Origin of the sequence: Oribacterium sp. KHPX15 (assembly GCF_900107835.1) — a bacterium.
Classification (GTDB): Bacteria; Bacillota; Clostridia; order Lachnospirales; family Lachnospiraceae; genus Oribacterium.
Window position 1 is genome coordinate 1 of record NZ_FNRG01000051.1, and the last position, 10470, is coordinate 10470.

The following is a 10470-nucleotide window of genomic DNA, read 5'->3' on the forward strand; positions in this document are numbered from 1 at the left end:
AGAACGCAATTAACAAACGAACCATTTGGCACTTCTATACTATCGGGATCTGAAGGCACCGGCACTTTTTTATTATCCCGTTCGTAATCATAAAGTGTAAAAGCGAGAACATCCTGCGCCATATAAAGCGCATCCGCTAAATCATCACCACAAGTCACGCATCCCTTAATATCCGGGAACTCCACTGAATATAGACCGTTTTCCTCTTTTGTAAATATTGCCGGATATACATATTTTGCCATACTTCGCACCTCTCTATATCTTATATACGTATATTATTACGTATTATTACGTGCGTCAATACATCTTCTCACAGGTGATAGTCGGCTCATTAATTACCCTATATTCATGCCACCAACTCTATCTCCCTCCCATACTTCTCCCCACTTTCAATCGTGGAACTTGTGCCGCTGTTTCTGCCAACGCCTATTACATAGAGCTTATCTGACAGGGCCGATATCAGGCGGTTACGCATGGGGAAATAAAAGTTTTTTGGTGTGGTTCCGGGGGGATATTCTGAAAGAACGCAGCCGGTTTTGATGATCTCTTCGTAGAGTTTTTCATGCTCTTTTGGGTACCATATCCGTTTCTTTCTTGCCACTTCTCTTTAGTTCCTTCAGTTTAGTTTCTGATCAATTCGTAATCATACAATATTATTCAATTTTATGAACCGCCACCTTTAAATAATACGTCGACGAGATTACATCGACGCACCTTTTTACTTATCCTGTTTCATTGCAGAAAAAGCTGCAACATATCCTAAAATCCTGTCTCTTTGCGATTTTTCCAGTTTATTAAACTCAGAAACAAGTATCCCACTATCTGTATTTAAATCCACAGTATAGTATGCCTGGTTCTTCCCTCGATTCTCTGCCGGATCAACCCCTGACAAAAGCCATTCCGGAGACACATCCAGAGCTTTACATATTGCCAGTATCTTATCGGATGATGGATTTGTTTTGTTCTTCTTCCACTCGCTGATCGTGCTCTGCTGTATCCCTGCTTCCTCTGCAAATTCCCGCTGTGTCATAGAAAGCTGCCTTAATCTCTCAAATATCCTTTCACTGATAGTCATGATCTTCTCCTATGCGGCTTTCTCGAAATCCACAACTGTAACTTCTTGAACAAGCAGCTTTACGCGTTCTGTAATCTCCTCGATCTTTTGAACAATATCTCCTGTATAGAAAATCTCATCACATTCAGTACATTTATAACATGGAATGTTACGAATAACCAAAACGCCAAATCCGAGTTCAATTGCTTCAGTTGTAGTACTCTTGAACATTTCCTTTCCACATTTCATGCACTTCATAACTGCTCCTTTCTGGTTTTCCAATCTGTTTCCCATCTATCCGAATCAGGTACATATGCTGTGATCAGTCATCATCTGTCTTCACAGACAGAAACGGTACTATCTTTGATTTTTGATCAAGCATGTAACCTGCTATAGGAAACCAAATGCATATTATTTCGTTCAGAAAGTAGTTCCTTTTTCAGTCTCAATTTCCCCATCAAAATCCATACTTTTCCCTAATATTCGCAGATGCCCTATGCCCTTCCATGACTCTGCCTTCATCAGCGTGTTTTTTTGCAATAGCCAATTGTTCTATTACTTCTTCTCTGGTTAAGGGTTTATATGGATTATACATTTCCTTCCTGAGCTTTAATTCCATATCACTCATACATTCGTCTCCTATCGATCTTCAAAAATGAGTCCACACTCATAACAATAAACTTTAAATTTGTCAGATACTGTCGAACAAATCTGTGGATACCGTTTATAAAAATTCAAGACGACCCCATTGATCTTAATCAAACGGTATTATAACCCCGGCATCCTCATCCTTTAACAAGTCAGACTTCATCGCCCATTGCTGATCTGTCAGGATATATTCGTCCATATTAGGATCTCCAAGCTTTCCCAAATATTTATCCTTATAATCGAAATAAACACTCGGTATAGTCTTAATGTTTACATAATCAAAAGGTGCAGAGTTCCCCATTATTGCGGTAAAAACCAATTGGTTGCCCGAGGTTTCTTCCAAAAAAATCCTATAAACCGGCTGGCCAATATCCTCTTCAAGAATCGTCGATAGAGATAACTTCATAAGTTCTATGATTCTGTCATCATAATTGCAATCCGACAGCAAGATCTTTTCTCTAAAAGAATCAACATCAAACACAACTCTACGAGTATAGAAACCTTTCACTAAATCAACTATATTATCCTCTGAAAAAACTTCATCAAACTTAATGTTTCCGGTTTTCAACATCTCCGATACTTTTTTATCTTTTGAATCCGTAAGTACAAACCATTCCCTCTTACTGTCATCCCGGTACATACATACAGCTTTCAGCTTTATTTCTTCCTTACAGTGCGGACACCTGGGAAAAAACAACGACTTATTGAGAACTTTCTTTTTCAGTTTCCTATCTCTTGGGATAACTATCTCCGGATATAAACTGTAATCAAAAGTCTTTCCGCAAAAGGGACACTCCACGGCTTTGGTCACGGGTTTCTGAAAATCAGGGAATTTTGGCATATTATATCGACTCCTACTCTGTACGTCTTATTCTAATTCATCATTTATCAATACGTGGTTATAGTATATTGTTTAATTCCTCCATAAATTCATTTTTATCATCAAAATGAAATATGGATATCCCATTATCACCCAGCAAACGAATAAACCCTTCCTTATCCATCCCTGCAATTTGTGCACAATATCCTAATGAAACTCCGTTTTTGACCTAATAACGGATTGCCACTGCCTGCCTTGCAAATGCTGAAGCATCACCTTTACTCATCTTGGTGTCATACAATACCTCATTAGGAATATCTACTGCTATCTGACACATATTTGTCGTCTCCTTAAATCATTGTTTATATCCAACTCCAAATTGAGCCTCTTACCATTTAGAGCACTTCTTTTAAATCTATCATGCAATTTCACTTTAACACATCAGGTCATTTGGTGCAATTGACACACTAAATCCACAAGTGTCTCTGACTTTAGCGCTCGCCGTTAGTTATTGTTTCTAATTGGTGTTTTTACTTCACATTTCAATTTTTTGAATCATAATCAAAAAAAATTCTCTTGTCACCTACTCTCAATTCATGGCTGCAACAAACATGAAGTTAGCAGGATATGAATTAGTACCGTTCACTCTGGAGATCGTGACCCGCTTATCTTCCATGGGCTGTCGCAGGGCATCCAATGTGCTACGCGAAAACTCTGCAAGTTCATCAAGAAACAGGGCACCATTATGTGACAACGACACCTCACCGGGCTGTGCATAGCTTCCGCCACCGATCAGGGCATTGAGCGAGACATTATGATGGGGTGCTCGGAAGGGGCGCATTTTAATGAGTCCCTCCCCGGGATCCATGAGCACTCCACTCTCCAAAAGCTTTACTGTATCCGAAAGAGTGCTCACAGGATAAATATTGATCCCGGACACGGATTCTGCTTCCTGTCTGTTCCCATAAGGAACAATGACTGAACTTACACCGCATTTTCTTGCTTCTGTTATCATAGAAAGAACGCCTGTACAGGGTCTTATCCTCCCGTCCAGGGAGAGCTCGCCTATAAAGGCATACTCGTTAAGATTCTTTGGTGCTATCTGGTCTGTCTGATACAGAAGCGTCACCTAAAAAACCAGATGCATATTAGAATGCCTCTCTAATGAGTGATGCTCTTTCTGGATATACTTCCAAGTATCTTTCCATGTTCCTTTAACTGCAATCTCATCAGAATTAATCAGCTTAATGAAACCATCTAAATCTTCCTCATATTTTTCTGCGAAATCATCTGCAAGTTCAGATTTTTTGTCATCAGACAAATCCTCTGAAATACCATACAATGCATGTTCCAAGTTTCGAGAGTTGTAGAAAGCCCGGTACGGTATACCATGTATTTTAGATGTGCTACTCAGCTTATATAACAGCGCACTTTTTCGACGATTACGTTCCCTGATATATTTAACATCAGGCGTTTCTATATGATCCAAAAAATATTTGATCGTTGTTCCTTGCTCAGACTCATGTACATCCTCATCAGGAATACACGCACCGTCCGTATCCAGAATATGAAATATTTGCTTCATGTCATCGTCGTGATAGCTATATTGCCCCATCGTTATATGAACCTGCTCATCAATTTTTGAGATGATATTTTCGGCACTAACAAACTCCTGAGTTGTGATATCTCCATGTATAACAACAAACTGTACTTCATCCGAAGAGAAATAGGATTTCAGAATCGAGCCAATTGCCTCCACATCAGTTGGTCCTTCAACTATAACAGCAATTACTTTCTTCTCATTGTTTGACATCAGCAATCCTCCTTCCGGCCTTGCGGAAAGCTCTTGCAATCTTTAAGCTATCGGTTTCCTCATACAGTTTTTCGTTCTGTCCGCCCAATGTTATACAACGTATATAGACATCCCGAAGATTGTTCGTACTCTTCACATTCTTCATGTGGATATAACGTTTCTTCGAATTTGCTGTCGAAAATATAATGCTATCCTTATCCAGCATTTCAAGTGGCCTCAAATTATGAGAAGTAAATATCAGCTGACCTTTTGCACTTTGAGCAGATATAGATAATAGTTCTCCAAACATATACTCATAAATCCCAGAATCCATCTCATCAATAACCAGGCAGATAGATGGATCAGAAAACATCTGTATCATAGCATTCAAAATAGATACAATCTTTATAATTCCTTCAGACTCCATGCGAATCGGAATTGCCGGAAGGTCATAATGCTGCGATAGTAATTCTACACGGTGGCCCTCTTTTCCATCCTCCAATGTCTGTGCTCCAAGATCCTTTACAAGAATCTTCATTCCGGGAATAATTGTATAAAGCACAGTATCAATATCATCTACAATTCTTTTGAGTATTTCCAATCTTTCCATATCCAACAAAGTAGGTTCTCTAAGTGATACTGCGAATTCACCTTTTATTCCCTTATCCTCCTGGTCAATCCTAAACGCCATCGGAAGCGCTATATTAGCTGTAATATATCCCGAATGTGTATTCCGAATTACAAACAAATCTCTAACAGCAAAGTTAAACAAAGCAGCAATTATAATTGCATAGTCCCACCTTACCTGATTATTCTCATCTCTTGATAAAAATATCTCTCTGCTACTCTCTCCCCAAATATATGAACACTTACTCTTTTCAGCCATTTTTTTTGCCACAATTAAATTAATTGAAGCTTCCGGAACTATTCTGACAATCTCGTCATATCTTTTTTTGGGAGTGAATACATCTGATTCTCCACGCTCATAGCAAACAATAGTGGTTTTGTTTGTTCGTTTATCCGCTGTTATTGTCGAAGAAGCAAGTGACTCTTCAACAATAACCACATCTTCGCCATCCCGCGCAAGCTTTACTGAATAGGTAACATCGTAAGTTGTATTCTCAAAAACGATCAACAAAGTTGCTTCTATTTGAGCTTCGTCCTTACGAGCATCAACGTAATCTGACCAGGTCTTATCGATACTACTGCCGCTGAGAAGGACCTGAAGAAAATAAACAGAGTCAACAATTGCTGTTTTTCCGGATCCATTTTGACCGTATATTCCAAGTATCTCGGCTTTATCATACTTATTTTGTTTTTTGAATGCATATGGCATCAAAATCTCACCATCTTCAACATTCTTGATATTTTTAATTGTAATCGATTGAAGACGAACAATTGGTTTTCTCATAACAGCACCTCCACTTATGGCACCATCATATCACTTGATTAACAAAAACTCAATTTTTATTCTCGAATCGATATATAATATTCCGTATTTCGTTTTATTATTGTTATTTGTGTTATATTTTTTCAATAAAATAGTTCTAACTCAGCCAACTATCCCTGTCAATACCCGAAAACAAATGTTCATAATTTCGTAAGTAAGCGCCAAGTGATTGTTAATTCCCTGACCTTTTAACTCTCCTCGCTATCCCCATCCATGTTCTCTGTTAAGAAAGCCATTATTTCCTCAAAACTCTTATTACTCTTAGTTATAGCGCTGAGGAGCTTCTTGTTCCGGAGCTCCTCCTGCTTTTTCATCAGATCGTCAAGGATCGCTATGTCCTTGTCCATCTTTTCTTTGTCTTTAAGCACTATCAGTTTCTGTTTCTCAACCCGTTCGTCTATCGATGCTGCCGTTTTCCTTCCTCGTCTCATTTTCTTTACGCCTTCTCAGAATACTTTAAACGTGCGGTGATCTCTCTGACACCGGATTTGATCTTTGCATCGTTGATTCCAAATGCCTTGAATAAAGTTTTACATGTGGCTGTTACCGCATGGTCAAGTCTGTAATTACCATCAGCCTGCCGTATCATTTCAACCTTGCTGAGTTCTCTGATCGCTGCCGGAACCGAGAAATAATTCTGCTTACTTTCAGTTTCCAGTTTGTAGTCCTTCAGTAGCTTATAAAGCTTGTTTCTGATAATAAGTGCCACAAACTCTATGAAAATCTTTGCATGTATAGATTCCGTAGAGTGTACCCTGAAGCTCTTATCTCCCAGGTAGGACTTATCCTGACGGAAAAGCTTCTCCGAAACACCTCTGCCTTTATACAATTCCAAGGCTTCCTTTGCAGTCATTTTCTCGGATGTGATAATGACGAAGTATCCGCAAAGGTCAATCACTTTGTTTATCTCTTCATATTTCTCTTTGGCGAACATGAATTTTTCATCCGGTTCCCCCTTCTTGCTGTATATGAGATCAAAGTATTTCTCCAGTTCCTTTCCGAGAGGTATCTTCTCATGCTCATGCTTCTTCAGGAATGCCGCCAGTTTATCAATTTTATCCTCGAAGTTTTCTCTTTCAGCGCTTTTCTTCCTGTCGCTGTAATAAATATGGAAGTATCGGTCCTTCGTATCTGAAGCATACAGCTTTCTCTTCACTGTTATGCCACTTACCTGATACTCACGGATACTGTTTTCCCTTCTGTTTTCGAACAGTCCTTTTCTCGACAGGATCAGTTCGCTTACGAACTTCTTCATCCCTTTGACCATTATCACGAACTCATACCCGCACTTGTCCATGTAATGGATGTTCTCTTCACTGAAGTATCCACGGTCAAGAATGAAGCCTACATTCTTGTATCCATATCCCTTTGCCTTTTCAAGCATCACCTGAAGCTGTGCTATATCTGTAATGCTTCCGGGATAATCCTCATAAAAAAGAGGTAATGAATTATCGCAGTCATAAGCTACAGCATAATTAACTATAGGCTTACCCTGGTCGTCCTTTGCATGGCCGTATTCCACAAGGTCAATGTCCCCGGCATCACAATTCTTGTTTGTTGAATCGTAGGATATATATATCTTCTGTCTGTGATCATGCTGCAGATTCCATTGGCTCAGAAACTCTACAGCCTGTGACTCACTGATGCCATTGATAAAATCACTCACTTTTGAATCGCTGTATATCCTCATCGCTTTGGTAAACAGAGGATGGTCAAATGCATAGTCAGGATAATACTGATTAGCGTTGTTCTCAGCTATTATGCTATACGCGGCAAGATCCAGAAAAAGGCCGGCATCGTCCCCTATGATATCGGCCAGCATATCGTCAAGGTGATAATCCTCAGCTACCTTCTTTATAGCAAGATATGGTCCGACCTTTAATACACCGCTTCGATCGGATATGTTCTTAGTCTCAGGGATATCTGCATCCGGAAAGTACTTGAGGTAGTTTGTGTTGGGATACATCATGTCGCTGTCGCGGCTCTCGCACTTACCTATGGACGTCAGACTCCCAACCGTATATTTCTTCCTAGGGTCATAGTGCCTCTCGTATGTGTAATAAACATAAGTTATACCATCGATGGTTTTCTTCGAAATCCCCTTCTCATCTTTTGGTATCGGAACAAGCTCCTTTAAGAACATATCAGCCCCCTCTATAGAGTGTTATTTAACTCTCTGTAATTCTACCACGGATTCGTCCAAAAATCCGGACTTTTTGGCGTAAATCCGTGGTTTTTTCGATATTTTTTTAGCCGTGAGTTAATCCTTCAGGAAATTCACAATCAACTACTGAGCTGTCTCCAATTCGTTTCTAATATTAGCTATATTATATAACGCAGCTTCGGCATCTTCTTTTTCAGTATATTCGCCATCCAAATAATATCCTCTAGATATTTTAACTCTGTATCCATCTCCATATTTCTCAACAGACATATCCATATTTAAATCCAATATATCTTTAACTTTTAGCTCTCCATTTTTATTTCTTAACCCTATAAGCATTTCATTCACCCCATTAATACACGCTTATTTCTTTTAGTTTTAAATCTCTTAATCTTTGAATATTTGGTTCTAACCGGTCTGGAATCCCCACCTTCGTTTATTCTATATCTCAAAGGCACTATTAAACCATTTTGGATTTTTTGTGGGACTATAACATTTCTCGCTGTGATTCGTTTCAAATACTCCTCACAGTCGTTTCTAAATGTGTAATCATCTGCCGGAAGTTCATCTTTTGGTATTTTAACACCTTGATATACTTTATACTCAAACGTCATACCATATTTTAGTGCAAGAACAACCTCGTTTTTTTTTCGAAGTAGATCAATCAAAGATTTTTCTTCCAATATGAATTCCATCAATTCCTTCTCATCAACAGGAAAAACCAGCCACGAATTCTCATCTATGGGATTGGTGCAATGACATATATACCTTTTCATCTTAGTATCAAGGCATACAAACGTAATAGGAATACCATCATACTCAAACAAGACATATTCCATTCCTAATGGCCCATATGAATAAAAATCATCTATCCATCTATTTTTCATTTTTGGTATACTCCTCGAAGCCTTTTATAGCTTCTTCTATCTGTCCCTTGTATATCCACCAATCAATATGTGTTTTATCTCTGTAGCCTTCTTTATAATCCACAGTATGAACAGCCAATCCATTCTGGGTAAATCCGACCATTATTTTTGGCGAAGGAAACATACATCTAACCTTTGCCCCCATCGATTTTATAAACCTTTCGCAAGAATCGGGAGCATCATAAACTGATGTAGAATAAGTGCCAATATCATCCTCAGGATATCTTTCATCAAACTTTTCCTTAGGATAAACATCGTGAAATTCCTCATAGGTAGATATAAGAAAAGTAGTTTCCTTAGTTCCTTTTTTATCTACTCTATAAACAGGAAAAAACTTATTTTCTGATGCAACATTTTCGGATCCAAAAATCCACAATACGTTTCATTTTCCCATTGTCTAAACCACGAAAGATTTTTTATTCTAATAAAAAAATCTTCAAAATCTACTCCATCATTAGATATATTTCCAACAAGACTAAGAATTAGATTCTTTTGAAATGCCTGCTTGTAATACCTGATCAATACTTTCTCACATTTTGTGCGATATGAGCTCTCATCGCCAAACTCACCCGAAATCAATGACTTATCAAACGTTAATGAAGCATAAGATGGTAGTTTTTCACCGGACCTATATACATAATCAATAAATTTAAGAACTTCTCCATCAACATCCTCATTTTGACACGCGAAATAAAGAGCTACCAGTGGATTCAATGTAAAATCAATAAGTCTTGTTGGCAACCCATAATGTTGCATTTTAGCTAAAAGTGTAAGCTTATCTTCCGGTTTAAATACATCTGGTCTTTTGTTCATTGCCATCTCGATTAAACGACTTTCCACGGATATCCCAAGGCCGTCTCGATCAATAGATGGACATAATGAATAACCAATATTCGAATGTCCACGATAAAGAAATCGTGGACATGGTAACGTTTGTATCTTTTCAACAGGTCTTTCTTTTACAGCTTCAATAAAGTCCGCCAAAGAATGAATTTCTTTTGGTGGACCAAATAATATACTTATCATAAAAATTATCCACACTCAGTTCTACCAACTATTGAATCTCACATATATCCTTATGTAAATCATAATATATCCACCACAATTACAGTATATCACTTAGCTATGTAATATGGTGATTTTTAAAAACATCCAACCCCTAGCCATTTGCTAACACTCCGCTCATTCTCATAAATATTGTATTACATAAACAATAAATGTATTACATTTCAATCCAACTCTTCTCTTTAAATACCACAGATTCGTCCCATGATCAGCAGGCTTAAATCCGTGGCTTTTTTAATTTTTATTCTGCAAGTTAATCATTTGTGAAATTTAGATTATCTCTCTTCAATTCAGACTACTCATTCTACATTTAATTGAGATTTAAGAGCGTCCTGCAATACCTGAGAAAAATTAACTCCTGCATTGATAGCTAATTCATTAAGCCACTCCGGAATAGAAAGTGTTTTTTTCACAGCTTTATTATTATTTCTTTTTTGATATTCCAATGTATCGCAAAGAACGCAATTAACAAACGAACCATTTGGCACTTCTATACTATCGGGATCTGAAGGCACCGGCACTTTTTTATTATCCCGTTCGTAATCATAAAG

The 10470-nt window shown here is 38.0% G+C and carries 15 protein-coding genes and 2 pseudogenes; all 17 read right to left on the reverse strand.

Annotated features, from left to right (window positions below):
- The coding region (locus BLV86_RS16390) for a type II toxin-antitoxin system HicB family antitoxin (protein WP_139297958.1) at positions 1-242 on the reverse strand (242 nt) is incomplete at its 3' end.
- A gap of 104 nt (positions 243-346) precedes the next feature.
- Positions 347-601 carry a DNA-processing protein DprA gene (locus BLV86_RS16395; protein WP_090819699.1) on the reverse strand — a complete coding sequence of 85 codons (255 nt, stop codon included), beginning with the start codon at positions 599-601 and terminating at the stop codon, positions 347-349.
- Positions 602-718: 117 nt separating this feature from the next.
- Positions 719-1075 (reverse strand): helix-turn-helix domain-containing protein, encoded by a 357-nt coding sequence (locus BLV86_RS16400; RefSeq protein ID WP_031549018.1) that lies wholly within the window; start codon positions 1073-1075, stop codon positions 719-721.
- A 9-nt stretch (positions 1076-1084) separates the two neighbouring features.
- Positions 1085-1312, reverse strand: coding sequence for a YgiT-type zinc finger protein (locus BLV86_RS16405; RefSeq protein ID WP_036613057.1), 228 nt, complete (start codon positions 1310-1312; stop codon positions 1085-1087).
- 199 nt (positions 1313-1511) lie between these two features.
- Positions 1512-1682 carry a hypothetical protein gene (locus BLV86_RS18005; protein WP_155991221.1) on the reverse strand — a complete coding sequence of 57 codons (171 nt, stop codon included), beginning with the start codon at positions 1680-1682 and terminating at the stop codon, positions 1512-1514.
- A 126-nt stretch (positions 1683-1808) separates the two neighbouring features.
- Entirely contained in the window at positions 1809-2543 is a 735-nt protein-coding gene (locus tag BLV86_RS16410; protein WP_090819702.1) for a CpXC domain-containing protein, read from the reverse strand.
- A 58-nt stretch (positions 2544-2601) separates the two neighbouring features.
- A pseudogene (locus tag BLV86_RS18720) lies at positions 2602-2730 on the reverse strand (UPF0175 family protein); the annotation flags it as partial.
- 381 nt (positions 2731-3111) lie between these two features.
- The gene (locus BLV86_RS16420) at positions 3112-3651 is read right to left on the reverse strand and encodes an ATP-binding protein (RefSeq protein ID WP_090819704.1); all 540 of its coding nucleotides are present in this window, start codon (positions 3649-3651) and stop codon (positions 3112-3114) included.
- On the reverse strand, positions 3652-4335 hold the full coding sequence (locus tag BLV86_RS16425; protein WP_090819707.1) for a hypothetical protein: 684 nt from the start codon (positions 4333-4335) through the stop codon (positions 3652-3654).
- Entirely contained in the window at positions 4322-5725 is a 1404-nt protein-coding gene (locus BLV86_RS16430) for an AAA family ATPase (protein ID WP_090819710.1), read from the reverse strand. The genes BLV86_RS16425 and BLV86_RS16430 overlap by 14 nt, the downstream gene beginning before the upstream one ends.
- A gap of 227 nt (positions 5726-5952) precedes the next feature.
- Positions 5953-6195 carry a hypothetical protein gene (locus tag BLV86_RS16435; RefSeq protein ID WP_090819713.1) on the reverse strand — a complete coding sequence of 81 codons (243 nt, stop codon included), beginning with the start codon at positions 6193-6195 and terminating at the stop codon, positions 5953-5955.
- A 5-nt stretch (positions 6196-6200) separates the two neighbouring features.
- Complete coding sequence (locus BLV86_RS16440) at positions 6201-7907, reverse strand: IS1634 family transposase (protein WP_090819716.1); 1707 nt, start codon at positions 7905-7907, stop codon at positions 6201-6203.
- Between the two features lie 144 nt (positions 7908-8051).
- Entirely contained in the window at positions 8052-8267 is a 216-nt protein-coding gene (locus BLV86_RS16445; RefSeq protein ID WP_090819719.1) for a hypothetical protein, read from the reverse strand.
- Between the two features lie 5 nt (positions 8268-8272).
- Positions 8273-8815 carry a hypothetical protein gene (locus BLV86_RS16450; protein ID WP_090819721.1) on the reverse strand — a complete coding sequence of 181 codons (543 nt, stop codon included), beginning with the start codon at positions 8813-8815 and terminating at the stop codon, positions 8273-8275.
- On the reverse strand, positions 8805-9230 hold the full coding sequence (locus BLV86_RS16455) for a hypothetical protein (RefSeq protein ID WP_090819726.1): 426 nt from the start codon (positions 9228-9230) through the stop codon (positions 8805-8807). Before BLV86_RS16455 ends, BLV86_RS16450 begins: the two co-directional genes overlap by 11 nt.
- Entirely contained in the window at positions 9167-9880 is a 714-nt protein-coding gene (locus tag BLV86_RS16460) for an FRG domain-containing protein (protein WP_090819729.1), read from the reverse strand. Before BLV86_RS16460 ends, BLV86_RS16455 begins: the two co-directional genes overlap by 64 nt.
- 338 nt (positions 9881-10218) lie before the next feature.
- A pseudogene (locus BLV86_RS18010) lies at positions 10219-10470 on the reverse strand (type II toxin-antitoxin system HicB family antitoxin); the annotation flags it as partial.